Below are 21,246 nucleotides of genomic sequence, written 5' to 3'. Positions count from 1 at the left end.
CTATGATAGCAGTAGTTTTTAGTGGATCCAGATACGCTGATTGGCGTTTGGCTGAAAAAGGTAGAATCCTTCATGGTTTTAGAACAACAGGAATAAATCCATATATCCAGGATGAGCGTTTTATCCAACAACTACTGAACAAAAACACCCAACTGATCAACAATGCAGAACGAATCCGTAAGATCTATTTCTTCGGTGCGGGGGCTTCTTCTAAAGAAAGACAGGAGAAAATCGAGAAAGCATTCAATCAGTTCTTTAAAAACGCCAAAGTAAAGGCTAGCCACGATGTATTAGCATCGGCCATCTCCACCTTCGGCAATGAAAAGGGCATTATAGGCATAATTGGTTCAGGTTCCAATGCAGCTTATTATACCGGACGTAAAATCATGGAAAACAATTACGGACTAGGTTATATCCTGGCGGATGAAGCATCCACCAATTGGCAGGCAAGACAGATTTTAAAAGATTTCTTGACAGAAGCCATGCCAGCAGGATTCCGTGATAAATTTGTTCGAAAACATAACATCGACCGTAAAACAATATTAGATAAAACATATAATACACCTAATCCAAATATCTTCTTGACATCATTTGCGGATTTCATCCTAGAAAACAAGGACGATCCGTACATGGAGGGCATCATCAAGAAGGGATTGGAGATCTATGTAAAAACTTATCTGGTTCCGCTTTCCGAAGCATACCCAGATGCAACAATCAACTTCACAGGCTCTGTTGCGAATAATTATGCCGACTGGTTAAGACAGATTGTAAAAGATCACCATCTTACGATCGGGACGATTATTCGGGAACCTGTACAAAACCTATTAAAATATTATTTAAATAAAAATTAGTCAAAATGAAAATTGGAATTAACGGATTTGGCCGTATTGGCCGTTTAGCATTCAGAGCTGCCGTAAAACGCAGTGATATTGAGGTAGTGGGTATTAATGATTTAGTTGAACCTGATTACCTAGCATACATGTTGAAATACGATTCTACGCATGGGCAATTCGATGGAACCGTAGAAGTAAAAGATGGTAACTTGGTTGTTAATGGAAAAACAATCCGTATCACAGCGGAGAAAGATCCTGCAAACTTGAAATGGAACGAAGTAGGTGCAGAAGTAATCATCGAATCTACAGGTTTCTTCTTAACGCAAGAATTAGCACAGAAACACATCGAAGCAGGTGCGAAAAAAGTAATTATGTCAGCTCCAGCAAAAGATGACACGCCTACCTTCGTAATGGGTGTAAACCATAAAGAATTAAAAGCAGAATACAACATCGTTTCTAACGCATCTTGTACAACAAACTGTCTTGCTCCTATCGCTAAAGTATTAAACGATAAATTCGGTATCGTGGAAGGTTTAATGACAACAGTACACGCGGTTACTGCAACTCAGAAAACCGTGGATGGTCCTTCAGCGAAAGACTGGAGAGGTGGACGTGGTGCTTACCAAAACATCATCCCTTCTTCTACAGGTGCAGCAAAGGCAGTTGGTCTAGTATTACCAGAATTGAAAGGTAAATTAACCGGTATGTCTTTACGCGTTCCTACTCCTGATGTTTCTGTAGTTGATTTAACTGTACGTTTGGAAAAAGGTGCTTCTTACGAAGAAATCAAGAAAGCAATGAAAGACGCTTCAGAAGGTGAATTAAAAGGTATTTTAGGATACACTGAGGATGATGTAGTTTCTACTGACTTCTTAGGTGATGCGCGTACTTCTATCTTCGACGCTAAAGCTGGTATCTCCTTGAACGATAACTTCGTGAAAGTAGTATCATGGTATGATAACGAATGGGGTTACTCCAACAAAATCATCGACTTAGCGCAAGAAGTTGCAAAACTTTCCTAAGTTATAAAACACAAAAAGGGGATTTCAATTGAAATCCCCTTTTTTATTTCTAGTAATAAGCTGATTAAAGCACTTCTTTCATTAAAAATCCTCCGCCTAACAAATCATCGCCTTCATAGAAGACAGCTGACTGTCCAGGGGCAATTCCTTTTACATGATGGCTAAAATCTACCTTCATAATATCGCCTTGTTGGGTCAAAGTTGAAAGGGCTCCCGGATCTTTGTAACGAATCTTGGTGATTGCTTCCATTGGTTCTTCTAATGAAGCATATTTTACCAAATTAATATTTCTCACAAAAGCTTGGGTTCTTTCCAATTCATGCTCCTCACCCAGAACTACCGAATTACTCTCCGGTAAAATCTGAATTACAAACATTGGTTTTCCTAGCGCTATCCCTAAACCTTTACGTTGTCCAATCGTGAAATACGGATACCCAATATGCTGACCCACTACGGTCCCGTCTGAGAGGATAAAATTACCAGGCCCAATCTCTTGGTCCAATGTAGGACGTTTGTGCCTTAGAAACGAGCGATAGTCGTTATCTGGCACAAAACAAATCTCATAGCTCTCCGATTTATTGGCCAATTCCTTTTGTCCCATATCCAATGCCATTTGACGAATCTCCGATTTAGCGAAACTGCCCAAAGGGAATTGGGTTCTTGCCAAATTCTCTTGAGATACTCCCCAAAGTACATAGGACTGATCCTTATGTTCATCCTTACCCTTAGAGATTACATAGCGACCGTTATCATGCAAACGGATATTGGCATAATGTCCTGTAGCAATAAATTCACAATCCAATTTATCGGCACGTTTCATCAATGCTTCCCATTTGATATGGGTATTACACAATACACATGGGTTAGGCGTTCTTCCAGCGATATATTCATCCACGAAATTATCGATTACAAAGTCACCGAATTCATCGCGGATATCAAGAATATAATGTGGGAAACCATAGTTTACAGCTAGCATACGTGCATCGTTAATGCTATCTAGGCTACAGCATCCCGTTTCTTTGGAAGAGCCCCCAGAACTTGCATAATCCCAAGTTTTCATCGTTATCCCGATGACCTCATATCCTTGTTCATGGAGCATGACTGCGGCAACGGAGCTATCCACTCCCCCACTCATGGCTACCAAAACTCTTCCCTTTTTACTCATAGTATTTTATTGAAATGCAAAGATACCGTTAATTAGCTATTCCCAATGTTTATTTCATGTAATTTTATCTCAATCAAAATCAAGACATTGCCGATAAGCATGAAAAATTTTATTTCAAAAGTTTTGGAATTCAAAAAAAGACGGTACATTTGCATCGCAAGTCCGGTAACGGATTAGCAATTAAAAGGTGCCATAGCTCAGTTGGTAGAGCAAAGGACTGAAAATCCTTGTGTCGCTGGTTCGAATCCAGCTGGCACCACAGAAAAAAGCTTGTCAAAGGACAAGCTTTTTTTAGTATATAGTACTAAGTATTTAGTATTTAGACCTAGGGCGGATAGACTAGATTTGCGATGTGAGATAGGAGATGTGAGATAGTAAGGTGATTATGTTCCTTACAACTCAGCGTCTGAGCCTTCAGGCAGTAATTAGTATTGTAATAGTTAGACCTAGGGCGGATAGACTAGATTTGCGATGTGAGATAGGAGATGTGAGACTGAAAAGTGTAATAATTATTAGACTTTTAGAGTCTAGTTTAAAACAATACCTGGACTGTTAGATTCTTGATAAATACTTCACACTTTATTTCACGATCTTTTTTACTCTTCTTTTAAGTAATTTTTTCAATTCTATTTGTGTATCCAAACCTTTGTATGGGTCTGTAAGAAGTAAGCGTACTTTAAATTCTTTTGGTAAATCATTCAATGATTTATCATCATCAATAATCACCAATTCTTCAGGGGATAGCCAGTTATCCTCAATCCATATCAACAATTCATGCTTTCTCGAAATTTTACTGTCATAACTCGATTTCTTAGGATTTAATATTGAAAAATGAAGAAAATCCAAACCTCGCCGTTTAAAAATATTTTTCCATTCACTTAAACTAAACCTATACCTATGGGAAGAAGATAAAACAATCTTATCCTTACTTTTATAAATGGTATTTTTTAATATAGCACTTGCTAAGGGATTAAATTTATAAAATCCATACATTTCCAATTCCAACTTTCTATGAGGATTTGCATGTACTAAAACACCATCTATGTCTAAAAAGAAAATCATAAAATTATTTTTTGTTATCCTCACACATAAATTCTCATTTTATCAGATTTATTCCAATATTACCCTGCTTTTCTTTGCCAAACAAAGTTCCTAATACATCCTATTTATTTCTAAATTTTCTATATTAAGAAAATATCAAATTATTTCAGGACTCTATTATGGACATATTTTTTTCAGGAAAACAATAAAATATAGATTAACCGTCAATTAAGGCTCATTGTAAATGTGCCTACACAAGCAATCACAAAATTTATCAAGGTGATAATAACCCATTTACATCTATTTAAACCATATTTATTTGCATTATTAAGTCAATTTTATACCTTTGTAGCGTTGTCAGCAAAACATCATGCTACAACAACCTTATTAAAAAATAAGGTGCCATAGCTCAGTTGGTAGAGCAAAGGACTGAAAATCCTTGTGTCGCTGGTTCGAATCCAGCTGGCACCACAGAAAAAAGCTTGTCGAAAGACAAGCTTTTTTAGTATATAGTAGTTAGTATTTAGTATTTAGACCTATGGCGGGTTAGATTTTATGAGCGTATTAACGGTCGATGCATGCACCGTCCGCACCATAAGGCCTGCCGAAAGAACTTCAAACTATACCAATCAGAATTAGTTAATTTATTGGATTTTGAATTACGAATATAGGTCGAAGCATGTTTCGACCCTACAATTAGGATAATTATTGATTATATTTTCACAGTTGTTTGTAGAGTCGATGCATGCATCGACCGTTAATAAATAACACCAAAAAACTCACTCCAAATCTATTTCCTGCAGTCTGAATTCTGTCGTCTATCAATACAATAAAACGGGCAGACATTCCGCTCGTTTTCATCAGGGATAAACCCCTCTTCAAACTCGCTCAGTACTGCCCCTACCGAACGTATTACCTGTACAGATATCTAACCGCCCAATATCCCGCCATGCGTAGGGGCAGTACTGAGTATAACGAAATGTCTGCCCGTTGAAAAGTATAAAATGCATGAATCTACCGCACAACTCTAATTCTCCCTCCTTTTCCTTTATCTTCTCCTTCCTTCCCTCTTTCAACTTCCTCTTTTTTCCTTCCTAATTCACTATTTCATTTCTAACAGCGAATCGGTCTATCTACAGAGACTCTTCGCCTCGCTCGGAGTTGAAAGTAGCAGAAAGAATCACTGTAACGCTATCGAAATTTAAATCAACTTCACCTATAACTACCGACCTCTTAAAGACTAAGTTCGCCCTAGGTCTAACTACTAACTACTCCATACTAAATACTATAAAAAAGGGGTATTCTTCGCCACTCCTTCGGATCTCCTTCGGAACTTGTTCGGATCTCCTTCGGATCTCGTTCGGTTAGAAGCGAACGAGATCCGAACAAGATCCCTATCAGATCCGTAAAAATTCCTTGAGAGTCTCGAAGCAATATGGAGCCTAATACATTAACAAAATGATCCAAATACCTTGAATCACCTAGCTATCCCTAACCATATTAAAAAGGTTCTTCAAGTAACAGAAAGGCCCTTACCTCAATAAAATCAGGTAAAATCGCAGAAAACCCAGTTGTTCACAATGAGAATCACAATACATTTTTTAATTCTTTGATAAATTATCATAAAATACTGTATATTGGCATCAGAATACTAATCGATGGAAGAGCCTAATTCCAACGCATTCTGAAAATCCATTTGGCAATCTCGTGCCAATTGTTACCTGTTAACTGGATTTTGTTAAACAAAAAATCGGCTAGAGCCGTTAGGTTCTAGCCGTTATTTTTTAATGACTCTCTAAAGGAATTATCCTATAAATATCCCAATAGATAATAAATAATTATAAATACAATGATGGTCCCAAAACAGCCAAGACCCATTTTCTTAGCTCCCCATCCGGCGATTAATGCTCTAAAAAACTTATTCATATCTTTTCTCCAAATTGTTTAATATCGAAATATTAACAAAAGCCAGGAGAAATTGTTTGACTATCGATATCCCGAATTTCAATATCCCCATGATAATGCTGATGCAAGGTCCTTCCATCTCCATGTACTGTCCAGATGGCCTTAGGTTTTACCTGCTCGATAAAATATAGAATATCTTTCCAATCCACATGATCGGATAAATAAAGACTGATGTCATTTTGGGCTTGAAGGCGTTCCCAACCTGAAGCAAATGCCTTTAGAACATTCTTTGCTCTTCTATAGCTAAAGAAGGTCAAAGGCGGCACCATATAGATTTTATTTTGACCAGCCTCTTTCATGGACTTTCTATTATACAACTCGTAGCGCAATGGAAAATCAATATATCGATCGTAAATACGGTGAATGGGCATGATAGAATGATGCACCAGAATTTCCTTTTCAGGGCAGTGTTCATTCAGCATAGCGGTCAATCGTTGGGCTTTTCCTAAGGAATAGCAACCCAAAAGAATATTGTGGGGTACTGCCAATTTCAATATTTCTGAAACGGGATCGGGATGGATAATGTCCGGATTGGCAAAGGTTGTCTCGGTAATCAATACATCAGCTTCCTTAAAGACAATGGCTTCGCAGGTTGGATCCTCTTGCAATTTATAATCACCGGTATACAAATAACGAACGCCTTTGAATACCATGAGGATTTGTGCACTTCCCAAAATATGACCAGCCGGAAAGAAATAAATCCCTACCCCATTGATTTCAAAATATTGATCAAAACCAATAATATTAAAACTCTGTATAGGCTGTTTGCTGTAGCGCAGCTGCATAATATCAGCAGTTGGCTGTGTGCAATAGATATTTCTATGCCCTGGAGAGGCATGGTCAGCATGTGCATGCGAAACTACGGCATGCTCTACCGGATATAAGGGGTCAATATAAAAATCGCCATAGGCACAATAAAAGCCTTTGTCCCGACGAATTAAAAAATCTTCAATGATTGTCATGTACTGTTTTTCCTATGCTTTGATGAATTGCTCATGCAATTTCATCACTTGTTCTATTAGGCTATGCTCATCGTCATTATAGACGATAAAATCAGCTAATTTTTCTTTTTCGGACTCGGGCATTTGTTTGGCCATTCGTCCTCGAACTTCTTCTTCGGTAACATGATCTCGCTTCATTACACGTGCTATACGTAAAGCTTCAGGAGATGTAACCAAAATGGTATAGTCCAGTGATTTATAGGATCCGCTTTCAAATAATAAAGCAGCTTCTTTTACGGAATATAGGGATGTTTGTGCTTCAGCCCAGTCTTCGGCATCTTTGATAACCGCAGGATGCACAATAGCGTTTAATTTCGCCAATTCTTTCGCATCCGAGAATACCTTTTTAGCTAACCAGGCTCTATTTAAAGTAAGATCAGGATAATAGGTTTCTTCGCCAAATGTGCTGATTAATGCTTGGCGAACGGCATCACTTTTCACCATGATGTCTTTTGCTTCTTTATCCGCATCGTAGGTTGGAATTCCCAAAACTTTAAATATTCGCGTAACGACGCTTTTGCCTACACCAATACCACCGGTGATTCCAATTTTTAGTCCCATATTACTTTCTTACAAAAAAATCTACATTTTGCGGCTCAAGACTGATGATCTGACAAAAATCAGGCACCTTGGTCATAATGATTGGCAGACTCGTTACGCCATGATCTTTCCAAGCTTCTAAGTCCACTACAGCCTCAAAATCACGAGATGACCATTTATTGTAATCCTTAACGGAAAGCTGAACAGTTGCTTTAACTTTCGACGGCAATATGCGCACAGAGGTATATCCTTTACTATTTTCGACTTTCACAGGAAGCTCGATTACCTTTTCAGTCAATTCCCCTACCGGGATGATGACCTCGGCAAAGGTGGGGTAAATCGTGATATTTGTTTTATTCTGTCTATTCAAATAAGCCACCGTTCTTACATCGGTATTCACATCCTTACCTTTGATCGTATCGGTTTCCAGGAATTCAATACTTGCCACATCATCCAATGGTCCGGTGATGGTGACATATTCCGGAATGGTACGCGTAGCGCCTATGATACCATATTGTTTTTTAAAACTTAGGTTATGAATGGCTTTAACAGGCACCTTTCGTTGCGTTTGTTTCGAGAAATCAAAGTACAGCGTATCTGGAGATACAGCTACGACTTGTTTATCTTTTGGGAACTGACGGTTGATAAATCCGATTTGGCTTCCAAAGACAATAAAATTTCTGGATTTCAATCCGCTTAGATCGACCTGAATTTTGGCTGTATCGGGATATAGGCGTTCCATGAGCATTTTCCAACCTGACATTTTGATCTTTACGGAAACCGTATCGGCCTGCAGGGGGTGGAATGCTTTATTTTCAGGGAGGTTTACATAGGTGATGCTTGCCTTTTTACTGAAGTTATAGTCGCTGGAAATGGCAAACAGCGTCCATGCTAAGAATGAAATGATGACACATCGTAAGAATATGGAAAGCTTACGCCGTTGCACCTTATTAATTCGCCTTAAAGCCATGTTACAAATGTAGTATTTTGAAACTAAATATCCCATTTTGAGGAGTCAGGGAAAAATGGATAGAATTTTATAATGATAAGGTCAAAAGATGCGCTTAGTTGGGAATGATTTGTTAAAATATTCCGTAACTTTGTGCTTTAATTGAAGGACATTCAAAATTCACTTTAATAATGATTCATTTCTTTGTGAACCAATCGAACACATTTTATGCTGTTCAAACCCCTAAAGATTTATCAACCGAAGATATCTCCAAATTAAACTGGCTGTTTGGGAATGCTAAAAAACTGGATGATCAGGCTTTAAACGACTATTTCGTTGGGCCAAGAGCTGCCATGGTTACTCCTTGGAGTACCAATGCGGTAGAGATTACCCAGAACATGGCAATCGATGGAATTATCCGTATCGAGGAATACCAAAAAGTAGATGCGGAATACAACGATTTTGACCCGATGATCTCGCAGAAATTCTCTGCCTTGACGCAGGACATGTTTAGCATCAATATCAGCCCGGAGCCTATCAAAGAGGTGGAGGATATCGAAGCATATAACCAATCAGAAGGGCTTGCATTAAGCTCCGAAGAAGTGGAATACCTAAATAATCTCGCTACGAAGATTGGACGCAAATTGACCGACTCTGAAGTATTCGCCTTTTCACAAGCAAATTCGGAACACTGTCGTCACAAGATTTTCAATGGAACATTTGTGATTGATGGTGATGAGAAACCGACCTCATTGTTCAAATTAATCAAGAAAACATCGGAAACAAATCCGAACGATATTGTTTCTGCCTATAAAGATAACGTAGCATTCGTGAAAGGCCCTAGGGTGACACAGTTTGCTCCAAAATCCGCTGACAAACCTGATTTTTACGAAGAGAAGGATTTTGACTCGGTTATTTCCTTAAAAGCAGAGACCCATAACTTCCCGACTACTGTAGAGCCTTTTTCAGGAGCTGCAACAGGTTCAGGTGGAGAAATCCGCGACCGTCTAGCTGGTGGTCAAGGTTCATTGCCTTTGGCAGGAACAGCGATCTACATGACCGCTTACTCCAGACTTATGGCAGACCGCCCTTGGGAAAAAGGCATGGCAGAACGTCCTTGGTTGTACCAAACACCAATGGATATTTTGATCAAGGCTTCTAATGGTGCTTCTGACTTCGGTAACAAATTTGGTCAACCATTGATCACCGGATCAGTATTGACCTTTGAACACGAAGAGGCTGGGCGTAAATTAGGTTATGACAAGGTGATTATGCAAGCTGGTGGTATTGGTTACGGAAAATTAGACCAAGCTAAAAAGCATGAACCACAAGCAGGAGATAAAATTGTTATCCTTGGTGGTGAGAATTACCGTATTGGTATGGGTGGGGCTGCTGTATCATCTGCAGACACCGGTGCATTTGGTTCAGGTATTGAATTAAATGCGATCCAACGTTCTAACCCAGAAATGCAGAAACGTGCTGCCAATGCTATCCGCGCATTTGTAGAGTCAGATAACAACCCTATTGTATCGATCCATGACCACGGTGCCGGTGGACACTTAAACTGTCTATCAGAATTAGTAGAAAGCACTGGTGGGCTAATCGACTTGGATAAACTTCCAGTAGGCGACCCTACCCTTTCCGCAAAAGAAATTATTGGAAACGAATCCCAAGAGCGTATGGGATTGGTTATTTCAGAAGAAGATATTGCCAAATTACAAACTGTTTCTGATCGCGAGCGTGCGCCGATGTACACCGTTGGTGATGTGACGAGCGATCATAGATTCACGTTTGAATCGGAAAAAACTGGTGAAAAACCAATGGATTATGCTTTGGAAGATTTCTTCGGATCTTCTCCAAAGACCATTATGTCTGATAAATTGGTGAACAGACCTTACGCTGCATTATCGTATGATGCGAAGGAAGTTCCAAACTACTTGAATCAAGTATTGCAATTGGAAGCTGTAGCATCAAAAGATTGGTTAACCAATAAGGTTGACCGTTGTGTGGGTGGTCGTGTTGCTAAACAACAATGTGTTGGTCCATTGCAATTACCCCTGAACAATGTGGGTGTCATGGCATTGGATTATAAATCAAAAGAAGGTATTGCTACCACCGTTGGACACTCTCCATTAACGGCTTTAGTAGATCCAGCCGCTGGATCAAGAAATGCAATTGGCGAGGCTTTATCTAACTTGGTATTTGCACCAATTCATAATAAACTAGCTGGAGTATCTCTATCAGCTAACTGGATGTGGGCTTGTAATAACGAAGGTGAAGATGCACGTCTTTATGAGGCTGTAAAAGGTTGTTCGGATTTTGCTATTGAATTGGGAATAAACATTCCTACAGGAAAGGATTCACTTTCCATGAAGCAGAAATATCCTAGTGGGGATCATGTCATTGCTCCAGGAACGGTTATTATTTCCGCAGCAGGAAACTGTAATGATATTAATAAAGTGGTTGAACCGGTTCTACAAAAAGACGCTGGATCCATTTATTATATTAACCTTTCTAAAGATGCTTTCAAATTAGGCGGTTCTACCTTTGCACAGGTATTGAATAAGATTGGTACGGAGGTTCCAACTATTCAAGATGCCAACTACTTTAAAACAGCATTTAACACGATTCAGGATTTAATTCAGGCGAATCAGATTGCTGCTGGACACGATGTTGGTTCTGGTGGATTGGTTACAACGCTATTGGAAATGTGTTTTGCTGATGTAGATTTAGCAGCATATTACGATTTAACAGGTCTATCGGAAGCAGACAGCGTTAAAGCTTTATTCAATGAGAATATTGCTGTCGTACTTCAAGCGAAGAATGACCAAGTATTTGAGGATGCCATGAAAGCCGCAGGTGTAGATGCCGTAAAAATTGGAGTTGCTAAGAGCGGTCAAGACATTCAAATCAAAAATCAAGGGGATTCTTATAGCTTCCCGGTTGTGGAGACTCGCGACACTTGGTTCAAGACTTCTTACTTATTGGATCAAAAGCAATCGAAAAACGGCACTGCCGATGCTCGTTTTGCAAACTATAAAAATCAACCATTACAATACGAATTCCCGAAACATTTCGATGGAAAGAAACCTGTTGTGGAAGCTGGAAAGGCACGTCCTAAAGCAGCGATCATCCGTGAAAAGGGATCTAACTCGGAAAGAGAAATGGCAAATGCCATGTATCTAGCAGGATTTGATGTAAAAGATGTACACATGACCGATTTAATTACTGGTCGTGAGACATTGGAAGATATTCAATTCATCGGTGCAGTAGGTGGTTTCTCCAACTCGGATGTGTTAGGATCGGCTAAAGGTTGGGCAGGCGCATTCTTATACAATGAGAAAGCAAAAAGTGCCTTAGAGAAGTTCTTCTCTCGTCCTGATACGCTTTCCGTAGGTATTTGTAATGGCTGTCAGTTATTCATGGAATTGGAATTGATCAACCCGAATCATGAGATTCATGGCAAGATGTTGCACAATGATTCGCAGAAACACGAGTCTAATTTCGTATCCGTGAAAGTTCAGGAGAACAATTCAGTAATGTTATCAACTTTGGCAGGTTCTACCTTAGGGGTATGGATTTCACATGGTGAAGGAAAATTCAACTTGCCTTATGCAGAGGACAAATATCAGATTGTAGCGAAATATGCTTACGATCAATATCCACATAATCCAAATGGATCGGATTACAATACCGCGATGATGTGTGACAGTACAGGACGTCACTTGGTGACCATGCCACATATTGAGCGTTCAACCTTCCAATGGAACTGGGCAAATTATCCAAAAGATCGTCAAGATGAGGTTTCTCCTTGGTTAGAGGCTTTTGTTAATGCACGTAAATGGATAGAAAATAAAAACAAATAAGTTGGAAATAACGTTATCGTTAGAGAAGTCCCGATGTTTAAACATTGGGACTTTTTTAATTCATGTGTATGAGTAAGCGAGATCAAAAACTACAGCAAATCAAAGATTGGATAGCCTCCAATGAGGATATACGAGCGGCTTTATTGACCAGTTCTCTAGTGAATCCATTAGCCCCCGTAGATGATTACTCAGATCTGGATATTGAATTGGTTTTTGAAAATCTAGGTAGCTATTCTTCTGATAGTTCCTGGATTGGTTTGTTTGGTGCGCCCATGATCCATTATGAAGAAGGTCCTGAAGCATTTGATGGCAAGCACAGCATGATCATGGTTCAATACATGGATGGCGTAAAGGTTGATTTTAAGCTTTACTCCATCTCGCAATTTCAACAGGAGGCTCAAGCGGAAGTTCTTCCAGAGGATTGGGATATAGGTTATGAAATCCTATTGGACAAGGATAACTTAACAAGTGACATTTCTCCTCCTACCTACGGCATCAGTATCATCAAAAGACCTTTTCAGGATCAGTTCAATAAACTCGTGCATGATTTTTATTGGGATATGAGCTATTTACCCAAATGCCTGGCAAGAGGTGATATTTTCTACCTGAAATTTATGATGGAGCATATAATTCGCGTGGAATACTTTATCCCCATGTTGGAGTGGTTCATTGCATCTAAACACAATTGGGAGATTACAACCAATAAATATGGTCGTTTATTCCCTAAGTACCTTAGTCAACAGGAATGGACTGATGTGTTACAAACTTTTGCTGCAGATAGTATGGAGGAGAACTACAAAGCAGCCAGGAAGATGTTGGAATTGTTTCATGGATATGCGGCGACTGTGGCTACGGATTTGGATTTTACTTATGAAAGTTCCAAGTTTGAAAGATTAAGAACCTATCTTAATCAGGCGAAACAAGAATACTCGTAAAATAAGAAGCGAGGCAATTTATAAAAGTTTGGCTTAATTTTATTTTTAAATTCTGAAAAATATTTTCAGAAATTTCGGAAACTCAAAACTAACGCTTAATTTTAAGGGAAATCACTTTAATTAAGATTATGAAATCATTTGGAACAATTCAAGCGCTGTCTTCATCCATTTCTTTTAATCTCTTTTTTTGGCAACTGTTATGCATCATCCATTTAATTATTCTGATAGGATGTATTATCCATATAGCCAAAAACCATAAAATTCAAGGATTTAGCACGCCATTATGGGTTTTGGTCATGATAATATTCCCAATAGTTGGCTGTATTGGCTACTTGATTTATAACAATAGGTTGCATAAAACAATAGTTCAGAATTAATAATAGTCTAAAATGTTAAAGCTCCTTTCTGTTGTAATGACAAAAAAGGAGCTTTTTCTTTTGGAATATGGTCTGCGTGATATTACTTGAGAAACTCTTATCTTTTGTTTAACCTAGACTCTTCCAAGTCTAAGTTATGTTCCAAAGAACGAAGGACTTTTTCATCGTAGATTTTCTCATTCATCATATCATATACGGATTTTCTTCTGACATCAATAAGGTCTTGCATGACGCGCTTATAAAGATCTTTCTCATTCGCGATTTTAATCTTAGCCTCACTGGATAAGGTGGTTGCAGAAGATTCCAAAGCACGTTTCAACTGAAGGTTGATGGCTTTCACGGTATTACTTTCTTCTAACTCCTTGGCATATTTGGTTTTGAGCAGGTGGATTTCATCCTTCACCAGTTTATATCGGATGGCTTCAATTTGAGCATCATCCGGAAGTTCTTCTGATTTCCCATCCAATTTAATCCCCTTAATTAACCAAGGCAAAGTAAGACCTTGCAAAACCAAAGTGATCAGTATCACGATAAATGTGATAAAAAGGATTAAATTTCTATGCGGGAAAGCATGGCCCTTGCTAAGGTAAAGCGGAATGGCTAAGGCAGAAGCTAAGGAAACAACCCCACGCATGCCCGCCCAGCCTAATATCAAAGACAGTTTCCAACTTGGCCTTGCTTCCTTCCTACGGATAGGAGGAAATAACATCCTAGGCAGGTAGGTTGCCAAAAACATAAATAGGATTCGGACAAGAATGATAGCCCCTGTTATCATTAAAGCAATTTCTATCGCCCACTCCATCGATACACTCTCAATTCCTTTGATGATAATCGGAAGTTCCAATCCAATTAAGATAAAGACAAAGCCATTTAACAAGAAGCCGATGGTCTCCCAAACCTCCCTTGTCTGAATACGCGTATGGTAATCCATATAATCCTTTGATCGGAAGGACAGAAATAGTCCACCAGACACAACTGCCAATACACCAGACCATTCAAAATGCTCGGCTACGGTATACATGATATAAGGGGCAATGATCGTTATAGGAGTCGTAATACTGGATGCTTTAGCCACATGCTTCAGAAATATATAAAGAATATGGCCGATAATTAAGCCGACAAAGACTCCCATAATGGCGAGGGTAAAGAAACCTACTACCGCTTCACCCATGGTAAAAGTACCGGTCATAATCACGGCTAGTGCCATACGGAATACGGTCAAGGAAGCAGCATCATTGACTAAGGACTCCCCTTCTAATAAGGTTATTCCACGTCTAGGGATATTGACTCCTTTTAGGACTGAAGTGGCCGCTACGGCATCCGGAGGAGAAATAATACCTCCAAGGAGGAACCCCAAGGCTAAGGTGAAACCGGGTATAAGACTGACAGAAATATAGGCAACTACTAAGGAGGTTAAAAAGACCAATCCAAAGCCCATAATCATGATGGATCTTCTGTTTTTCCAGAAGCTATTCCAAGATGTATACCAAGCAGCCTCAAAGAGTAAAGGGGGAAGAAAAACAAGGAATACGATATCTGGGTTAATACTGAACTCAGGTAATCCGGGAATAAGGGAGATTAATAATCCGCCAATTACTAACAAAATAGGGTAAGAAATCTTAATTCGTTGGCTGAGAACAAACAGCATGGCCATGAAAAAAAAGAGCAGCATGACCAATAATATATTCGATTCAATCATTTTTCGGTATTAATAGATATCTTTGTGAGATTGTAAAAATAATGGAAAAAAACACGAAAAATCTACATCCGCGCAATAAGTTTAATCAAGATTACGATTTTATGGCTTTGGCTAAGCGCGTAACGGAATTAAAGAAATACCTTCAAAAACTACCTGATGAGCGTTTGAGCTTAGACTTTAGAGATCCTGAGGCTGTATTTCTTTTAAATAAAGCCCTTTTGGCTTCTGGTTATGACATCAAAGGTTGGGAAATCCTAGAGAATAGTCTTTGTCCTTCAATTCCAGGACGATTAAATTATATCCACTATTTAGCCGAGCTATTTAAGGGAAGACCTGGAAAACCTATACGCGTAATGGACGTTGGTACGGGTTCTTCCATTATTTATCCATTATTGGGGGCAAAAGAATATGATTGGCATTTTGTGGCGACTGAAACCCACAAGCCATCTATTCAGCAAGCCAAGAATATCTTGCACAAAAACCCCGAATTCCGTCAAACGATTGAAATAAGGGAACAAAAGAACCCAGAACATATCCTAAAAGGGGTAATTCATCCTGGAGAATATTTTGATGCGATCATGTGTAATCCACCCTTTTATAAATCAAAAGAGGATTACCATAACGTGGTAGTCAAAAAGAACAGTAAACTTCACCAAGAAACAGAGGATAGCCTTGCCAGCAACTTTAAAGGTTTACCAAATGAGTTGTGGTTTCCAGGTGGTGAACAGAAGTTTATTACGCAAATGATCTATGAAAGCATGGATCTAAAGGATCAAATTGGTGTTTGCAGTAGTTTGGTGTCAAACAAGGAAACAATCCGTCCTCTAAAGGCTATTTTAGAATACCATAAAATTCAGGATATCCAAGTAACCATGATGCACCAGGGTAAAAAGATCAGTAGGATTTTATCTTGGCGATTGAGCTAACATAAGGTTTAGCAACTAGTATAAAAAAACAGCCATGTGATCATCACATGGCTGTTTTATGTTCAGAGGAAAAGCAGCTTAAGCTGTTTTCTCTTGATTCAATGCTCTTGAAGCTTCTAAGGAGATAGCAGATTTGTCGAAACGAATCTTAACACCAGAACCTACATCAACTAAAAAAGTTTTTTCGCTTACTTCAACGATTCTTCCGTGAATACCTGCTGTAGTAACAACGCGAGAGTTAACACCAATTTCTTCAATGTATTTTTTGTGTTCTTTTTGTTTCTTCATCTGCGGTCTGATCATGAAGAAGTAAAATACCACGATGATTAAGATCATCGGTAAAAACTGCATCATGCCACTACCTGTTGCTTGCAATAAAATTGTAGAGATCATGTTTATTTATGTTTATTGATAATATACTATTTTGGATCAACTGTACCTTTCAACTGCACAGTCAAAATATTTGGGTTTGCATTCGATGCGATGGTAATAATCTTCTGTTGTTGACCAACTTGATTGTCACTGTTGAACTCTACATTGATTTCTCCAGTTTTACCTGGTAATACTGGTTCAGAGGTATATGTAGGCGTTGTACAACCGCAGCTTGCTGAAACTTGAGCTAGAATGATTGGACTCTTACCGGTATTAGTAAAAGAGAAAGTATGTTTTACCAATGCACCTTCTTTGATTGTTCCAAAATCAAATTCTTTTTCCTTAAAATCCATTACTCCGGCATTCTGTAAATCAGGAGCACCTGCTTCTGTGGATTGTTCTGTAGAATCAGTGGTTTTACTTCCTGCATTATTACAGGCAGTAAATAAAGCTGATGCTACTACTAGGCTCAATAATGTTTTTTTCATATTCTGAATATTAGGCGATCAATCCTCTACCCTCTTTTTTGATTCTCTTCTGGGCAGTAAGATCAGCTAAGATTTTATCCAAGATACCATTGATAAATGTACTACTTTTCAAGGTACTAAAGGATTTTGATAATTCAATGTATTCGTTGATGGTCACTTTCACAGGAATTGTCGAGAAGTTAATCAACTCGGTGATGGCCATACGCATCAACAGGTTATCCACTAAGGCAATACGGTCTGACTCCCAATTCTTAGTTTTACTGGCAATCATCTCTTGGTATTCATTACCATATTTGGTGGTCAATTTCAATAGGTCAAGGATGAAGTCTTTATCTTCCACCCAACTAGGTGTTAGATCTGCTAGTTTATTCTTGGCAGGAACTTCACTGCTAAAGTTTTTGAAAGTCTTGGCAATCATAGCCTGTAAAACTTCTTTATCAACTTGCCAGTTGATAAAACGTTCATCGAAAGCCTGCTCAATATCTGGGGATTTCAAGATGATTTTCTTGAAGATATGCTTGATGATATCCTTTTCCACAGCAATGGAACGATCTTCTTCTTGCAGATAAGCCAAATAAGCTTCAGAGTCTTTCAATTGACTATAAATCGAACGAACAATTTCAGGATCATAACTCCAGTCCACTTTATAACGCTTTACCTTTTCTAGGTATTCTCTATTTTGACGTAGGGAATCAACAAAGGTATTGTTGTTCAGTTTGGTTGAAGAATAGGTTTTATCCTTGTCGGTTGGAATCCATTTGTTGGCAATTCCCTCTACGTCGATCAAGACATATTCAGCCACCTCATCCAATAGATTAAGTGTCCAAATGTACATCTCATCAACTTCTTCGACATTTCTCAATAATCCCTTTTCGAAATTGACGATGTTTTTGTCTTCTGACAAACTGTAGGCATACAATGTCTGCATGACCTTAACCCGTAGGTGTCTTCTGTTTAGCATAATGTTTTAAAAGAACGATTGGTGATAAAGAACGATATTATACTATCTTATTTTAATTTTTTCATATCATTGATACGCTTGTCTGCTAACTCTTTAGCAGCCTGATGCGTAGAAATGTTTTCTTCTTTGGCTTTTTGAATCACGTGACGAGTCATGGTGTAAATGTAACGGATTAAATGATCCGTACGGTCAGCACCGTATCCCTCCAATTCCGAGAAACAGCTAATTAAAGCACCAGCATTGATTAAGAAGTCTGGTGTGTAAAGGATATTGTTTTCTTTCAATAACTCTAACGTACGATCTTCCTCTAATAATTGATTGTTTGCAGATCCTGCGATAATTTTACAACGCATACGAGGTACCGTATCTGGATTTACAGTTCCACCCAATGCACATGGAGCATATACATCAGCATCCAATTCGAAACTTGTAGAGTAAGTAATTGGCTCTGCTTTGTATTTTGCTGCAATTTTCATCTTACGCTCTTCAGTCATGTCAGAAACATATACACGTGCGTTTTCAGCACGTAGTAAGGATACTAAATGCTCCCCTACGCTTCCTACTCCCTGTACAGCGATCTTTCTACCAGCAAGGTTATCATCACCATAAAGCTCCTTGATCGCAGCTTTAATGCCGTAATAAACACCTTTAGCGGCAAATACAGTAGTATCTCCAGCACCATTTAAGGATGTTGGAAGACCCGCTACATAGTTTGTTTCAGCATGAATGTACTCTAAATCTTTTTGGGTAGTACCTACATCAATAGATGCAATGAAATTTCCGTTTAGACCATTGATAAAACGACCGAAACGACGCATAAGCACCTCTGATTTTTCGGTACGGTTATTTCCAATGATGATTGCAGAACCACCTCCTAGGTTCAATCCAGCTAGTGAAGCCTTGTAAGTAATGGCTTTCGATAAACGTAAAGCATCTTCAATAGCCTCTGCTTCGGTAGCATAAGGCAACATGCGAACACCGCCAATGGCAGGTCCTAAAGTCGTATCGTGAATTGCGACAATTGCTTTCAAGCCAACTTCTTTATCATTACAAATAAAGATATTCTGATGGTCCGATACACGCATCAAATCAAATAGAGAGGTAGATTCCTTCTGCATAGATTAAACAAAAATTTACAGCTACAAAATTAACAAATTATTTATTTCTAAGGCTAAAAGGCTTAAAATAATCGTAAAAGGATTTATACATGACAGATACAAGGATATTGCACCGCTAATATTTAAAATTATACCTTACTTTTGCTTTAATGAAGGAACTATCTTACCTCAATAAGTTTTTCTATAAATATCGCTGGAAGATTGTCCCAGGCGTCATTTTCGTCATCATATCTAACTATTTCGGTATCCTACCTGCCCAGGTAATACGCGAAGCGTTTGATTTGGTTAAAGAGAATATTGACCTGTACCGTTTGTATGATGGATTCGACAGACAGGACCTTATCTACAAGATATTTGGCAATAGTTTACTTTTCTTTGGTGCAGTCGTACTTGTTTTAGCCATTCTTCGTGGTATATTTCTCTTCATGATGCGTCAAACATTAATTTTGACTTCAAGGCATATCGAGTATGATATGAAGAATGAAATCTACCAGCATTACCAACAATTAGACTTTGCCTTCTACCGTAGAAACAATACAGGTGACTTAATGAATCGGGCAACCGAAGATGTCAATCAGGTTAGGAACTACTTAGGTCCGGCCATCATGTATGCCATCAACACTGTTGTTCTTTCCTTGATGATCATTTATGCCATGTATAGTGTCAATGCCACCTTGGCGACCTATGCATTGATACCCATTCCTATTATTTCCGTGATCATCCTCTTTGTCAATAAGGTCATCAATAGACGTAGTGAAAGAATTCAAAGACAGCTCTCCCAACTTTCTTCTTTTGTTCAAGAAACGTTTTCTGGTATTCGTGTAATCAAGACCTATACTCGAGAACAGGATAAGATGAACGGTTTTAAGACGGAGAGTGATCGATATAAGGACATCAATCTAAACTTAGTAAAAGTTCAGGCCATCTTCTTTCCTTTAATTATCTTCTTGGTTGGGTTCAGTACCATTGTAACAGTATATGTAGGTGGATTGGAAGTGAACAAAGGAAATATATCTGCAGGTAATATCGCAGAGTTTATTATCTATGTCAATCAATTGACCTTCCCTGCCATGTCCTTAGCTTGGGTTACTTCGTTGGTTCAACGTGCTGCAGCTTCTCAAAAAAGAATTAATGAATTCCTACATACCAAATCAGAAATACCAGATGGAAAATTTAGTCCTAAACTAGATGGTGAAATCCGTGTTGAGAACATTTCATTCACTTATCCAGATACAGGTATTAAAGCTATTGACCAAGTTAGCTTCCGAATTCCTGTTGGCAAAACGATGGCGATTATTGGTAAAACAGGATCTGGAAAATCGACACTTGCCAATTTATTATTAAGGATGTATGATGTCAATCAGGGAAGTATACATTATGATCAACATGCCATACAGGATTTAAAATTACAAGCACTTAGGGAACAAATAGGGTTTGTACCACAACAGGTATTTCTGTTTTCAGATACCATTGCAAGAAATATAGCTTTTGGTTTGGATGCTGTAGATGTGCCTGCTGTAGAACAAGCCGCTAAGGATGCTGCTGTTTACCAAAATATCGTTGATTTTGATGAGGGCTTTGAAACCCATATCGGAGAACGTGGGATTACACTTTCTGGAGGTCAAAAACAACGGGTATCCATCGCTAGAGCCTTGGTGAAAGACCCTCAGATCTTGATCTTTGATGATTGTCTTTCTGCTGTCGACACCAAGACAGAAGAGGAAATTCTGCATAATCTAAATCGTATAATGGATGGTAAAACTTCCATTATTATCGCCCATCGTATTTCTACCATCAAGAATGCGGATCATATCTTGGTGATGGATGATGGCAAGATCGTCGAGCAAGGCACGCATAGTGAACTCTTACAGTTGGAAGGTGAATATGCATCCTTGTACGAAAAACAGCTTTTAGAAGCATAATATTTTCTTTGTTTTAAGGATGCTTCCTAAAATTAATATAACACTCTGCATTATATTAATTTTAAA

The 21,246-nt window shown here is 38.6% G+C and carries 17 protein-coding genes and 2 tRNA genes; 9 read left to right on the top strand and 10 right to left on the bottom strand.

Annotation, left to right across the window (positions count from 1 at the left end; genetic code table 11):
* Positions 1-2 precede the first annotated feature (2 nt).
* Both ABD676_RS06270 and gap read left to right on the top strand, forming a co-directional pair.
* Positions 3-851, top strand: a complete 849-nt coding sequence (locus ABD676_RS06270; RefSeq protein WP_344673739.1) for a hypothetical protein — start codon at positions 3-5, stop codon at positions 849-851.
* 5 nt (positions 852-856) lie between these two features.
* Complete coding sequence (gene gap, locus ABD676_RS06265; RefSeq protein ID WP_344673738.1) at positions 857-1,855, top strand: type I glyceraldehyde-3-phosphate dehydrogenase; 999 nt, start codon at positions 857-859, stop codon at positions 1,853-1,855.
* Between the two features lie 64 nt (positions 1,856-1,919).
* Here gap and mnmA read toward each other — a convergent pair whose 3' ends face one another.
* Complete coding sequence (mnmA, locus tag ABD676_RS06260) at positions 1,920-3,020, bottom strand: tRNA 2-thiouridine(34) synthase MnmA (protein ID WP_344673737.1); 1,101 nt, start codon at positions 3,018-3,020, stop codon at positions 1,920-1,922.
* A 186-nt stretch (positions 3,021-3,206) separates the two neighbouring features.
* Here mnmA and ABD676_RS06255 point away from each other — a divergent pair.
* Positions 3,207-3,279, top strand: a tRNA-Phe gene (locus ABD676_RS06255).
* 320 nt (positions 3,280-3,599) lie between these two features.
* On the opposite strand, the gene ABD676_RS06250 is transcribed toward ABD676_RS06255, so the two are convergent.
* Positions 3,600-4,082: an HAD domain-containing protein gene (locus ABD676_RS06250; protein ID WP_344673736.1), complete on the bottom strand. Its 483-nt coding sequence runs from the start codon at positions 4,080-4,082 to the stop codon at positions 3,600-3,602.
* Between the two features lie 377 nt (positions 4,083-4,459).
* On the opposite strand from ABD676_RS06250, the gene ABD676_RS06245 reads away from it, so the two are divergent.
* A tRNA-Phe gene (locus ABD676_RS06245) sits at positions 4,460-4,532 on the top strand.
* Positions 4,533-6,019: 1,487 nt separating this feature from the next.
* On the opposite strand, the gene ABD676_RS06240 is transcribed toward ABD676_RS06245, so the two are convergent.
* From ABD676_RS06240 to ABD676_RS06230, 3 genes are read right to left on the bottom strand one after another with little or no spacing between them, the layout of a single operon-like run.
* The gene (locus tag ABD676_RS06240) at positions 6,020-6,988 is read right to left on the bottom strand and encodes an MBL fold metallo-hydrolase (protein WP_344673735.1); all 969 of its coding nucleotides are present in this window, start codon (positions 6,986-6,988) and stop codon (positions 6,020-6,022) included.
* Between the two features lie 12 nt (positions 6,989-7,000).
* The gene (gene coaE / locus ABD676_RS06235) at positions 7,001-7,588 is read right to left on the bottom strand and encodes a dephospho-CoA kinase (protein WP_344673734.1); all 588 of its coding nucleotides are present in this window, start codon (positions 7,586-7,588) and stop codon (positions 7,001-7,003) included.
* A gap of 1 nt (position 7,589) precedes the next feature.
* Entirely contained in the window at positions 7,590-8,537 is a 948-nt protein-coding gene (locus ABD676_RS06230) for a YbbR-like domain-containing protein (protein ID WP_344673733.1), read from the bottom strand.
* Between the two features lie 170 nt (positions 8,538-8,707).
* Here ABD676_RS06230 and purL point away from each other — a divergent pair, with 170 nt between their 5' ends.
* The 3 genes from purL (at position 8,708) to ABD676_RS18195 (ending at position 13,694) form a co-directional block, all read left to right on the top strand.
* A complete protein-coding gene (gene purL / locus ABD676_RS06225; protein WP_344673732.1) occupies positions 8,708-12,382 on the top strand; it encodes a phosphoribosylformylglycinamidine synthase in 3,675 nt (1,224 codons plus the stop codon).
* Between the two features lie 68 nt (positions 12,383-12,450).
* Positions 12,451-13,317 (top strand): aminoglycoside 6-adenylyltransferase, encoded by an 867-nt coding sequence (locus ABD676_RS06220; RefSeq protein ID WP_344673731.1) that lies wholly within the window; start codon positions 12,451-12,453, stop codon positions 13,315-13,317.
* A 128-nt stretch (positions 13,318-13,445) separates the two neighbouring features.
* Positions 13,446-13,694, top strand: a complete 249-nt coding sequence (locus tag ABD676_RS18195) for a PLDc N-terminal domain-containing protein (RefSeq protein ID WP_425565272.1) — start codon at positions 13,446-13,448, stop codon at positions 13,692-13,694.
* Positions 13,695-13,791: 97 nt separating this feature from the next.
* Here ABD676_RS18195 and ABD676_RS06215 read toward each other — a convergent pair whose 3' ends face one another.
* Positions 13,792-15,393, bottom strand: coding sequence for a Na+/H+ antiporter (locus ABD676_RS06215; RefSeq protein WP_344673730.1), 1,602 nt, complete (start codon positions 15,391-15,393; stop codon positions 13,792-13,794).
* Positions 15,394-15,434: 41 nt separating this feature from the next.
* Between ABD676_RS06215 and rlmF the strand changes: the two genes are divergently transcribed.
* Positions 15,435-16,319 carry a 23S rRNA (adenine(1618)-N(6))-methyltransferase RlmF gene (rlmF, locus tag ABD676_RS06210; RefSeq protein ID WP_344673729.1) on the top strand — a complete coding sequence of 295 codons (885 nt, stop codon included), beginning with the start codon at positions 15,435-15,437 and terminating at the stop codon, positions 16,317-16,319.
* A 78-nt stretch (positions 16,320-16,397) separates the two neighbouring features.
* Here the strand turns inward: rlmF and yajC are convergent, their stop codons facing one another.
* Genes yajC through ABD676_RS06190 form a run of 4 tightly spaced genes read right to left on the bottom strand, consistent with a single transcriptional unit; the run spans position 16,398 to position 19,258 of the window.
* Entirely contained in the window at positions 16,398-16,712 is a 315-nt protein-coding gene (gene yajC / locus ABD676_RS06205; protein WP_344673728.1) for a preprotein translocase subunit YajC, read from the bottom strand.
* 26 nt (positions 16,713-16,738) lie between these two features.
* A complete protein-coding gene (locus ABD676_RS06200; protein ID WP_344673727.1) occupies positions 16,739-17,179 on the bottom strand; it encodes a DUF1573 domain-containing protein in 441 nt (146 codons plus the stop codon).
* A 10-nt stretch (positions 17,180-17,189) separates the two neighbouring features.
* Positions 17,190-18,140: a transcription antitermination factor NusB gene (nusB, locus tag ABD676_RS06195; RefSeq protein ID WP_344673726.1), complete on the bottom strand. Its 951-nt coding sequence runs from the start codon at positions 18,138-18,140 to the stop codon at positions 17,190-17,192.
* A gap of 47 nt (positions 18,141-18,187) precedes the next feature.
* A complete protein-coding gene (locus tag ABD676_RS06190) occupies positions 18,188-19,258 on the bottom strand; it encodes a Glu/Leu/Phe/Val family dehydrogenase (protein ID WP_344673725.1) in 1,071 nt (356 codons plus the stop codon).
* A gap of 149 nt (positions 19,259-19,407) precedes the next feature.
* Here ABD676_RS06190 and ABD676_RS06185 point away from each other — a divergent pair, with 149 nt between their 5' ends.
* Positions 19,408-21,180, top strand: a complete 1,773-nt coding sequence (locus ABD676_RS06185; protein WP_344673724.1) for an ABC transporter ATP-binding protein — start codon at positions 19,408-19,410, stop codon at positions 21,178-21,180.
* Positions 21,181-21,246: the final 66 nt, after the last annotated feature.

This window comes from Sphingobacterium kyonggiense (assembly GCF_039536825.1).
Taxonomy (GTDB): domain Bacteria; phylum Bacteroidota; class Bacteroidia; order Sphingobacteriales; family Sphingobacteriaceae; genus Sphingobacterium; species Sphingobacterium kyonggiense.
This window is presented reverse-complemented; position numbering and strand designations above follow the sequence as displayed.

What these genes read in the sequence shown, in the direction of transcription:
- ABD676_RS06270 (WP_344673739.1), top strand. Translation starts at nt 3, where the DNA reads ATGATAGCAGTAGTTTTTAGTGGATCCAGATACGCTGATTGGCGTTTG.
- gap (WP_344673738.1), top strand. Translation starts at nt 857, where the DNA reads ATGAAAATTGGAATTAACGGATTTGGCCGTATTGGCCGTTTAGCATTC.
- mnmA (WP_344673737.1), bottom strand. Translation starts at nt 3,020, where the DNA reads ATGAGTAAAAAGGGAAGAGTTTTGGTAGCCATGAGTGGGGGAGTGGAT.
- ABD676_RS06250 (WP_344673736.1), bottom strand. Translation starts at nt 4,082, where the DNA reads ATGATTTTCTTTTTAGACATAGATGGTGTTTTAGTACATGCAAATCCT.
- ABD676_RS06240 (WP_344673735.1), bottom strand. Translation starts at nt 6,988, where the DNA reads ATGACAATCATTGAAGATTTTTTAATTCGTCGGGACAAAGGCTTTTAT.
- coaE (WP_344673734.1), bottom strand. Translation starts at nt 7,588, where the DNA reads ATGGGACTAAAAATTGGAATCACCGGTGGTATTGGTGTAGGCAAAAGC.
- ABD676_RS06230 (WP_344673733.1), bottom strand. Translation starts at nt 8,537, where the DNA reads ATGGCTTTAAGGCGAATTAATAAGGTGCAACGGCGTAAGCTTTCCATA.
- purL (WP_344673732.1), top strand. Translation starts at nt 8,708, where the DNA reads ATGATTCATTTCTTTGTGAACCAATCGAACACATTTTATGCTGTTCAA.
- ABD676_RS06220 (WP_344673731.1), top strand. Translation starts at nt 12,451, where the DNA reads ATGAGTAAGCGAGATCAAAAACTACAGCAAATCAAAGATTGGATAGCC.
- ABD676_RS18195 (WP_425565272.1), top strand. Translation starts at nt 13,446, where the DNA reads ATGAAATCATTTGGAACAATTCAAGCGCTGTCTTCATCCATTTCTTTT.
- ABD676_RS06215 (WP_344673730.1), bottom strand. Translation starts at nt 15,393, where the DNA reads ATGATTGAATCGAATATATTATTGGTCATGCTGCTCTTTTTTTTCATG.
- rlmF (WP_344673729.1), top strand. Translation starts at nt 15,435, where the DNA reads ATGGAAAAAAACACGAAAAATCTACATCCGCGCAATAAGTTTAATCAA.
- yajC (WP_344673728.1), bottom strand. Translation starts at nt 16,712, where the DNA reads ATGATCTCTACAATTTTATTGCAAGCAACAGGTAGTGGCATGATGCAG.
- ABD676_RS06200 (WP_344673727.1), bottom strand. Translation starts at nt 17,179, where the DNA reads ATGAAAAAAACATTATTGAGCCTAGTAGTAGCATCAGCTTTATTTACT.
- nusB (WP_344673726.1), bottom strand. Translation starts at nt 18,140, where the DNA reads ATGCTAAACAGAAGACACCTACGGGTTAAGGTCATGCAGACATTGTAT.
- ABD676_RS06190 (WP_344673725.1), bottom strand. Translation starts at nt 19,258, where the DNA reads ATGCAGAAGGAATCTACCTCTCTATTTGATTTGATGCGTGTATCGGAC.
- ABD676_RS06185 (WP_344673724.1), top strand. Translation starts at nt 19,408, where the DNA reads ATGAAGGAACTATCTTACCTCAATAAGTTTTTCTATAAATATCGCTGG.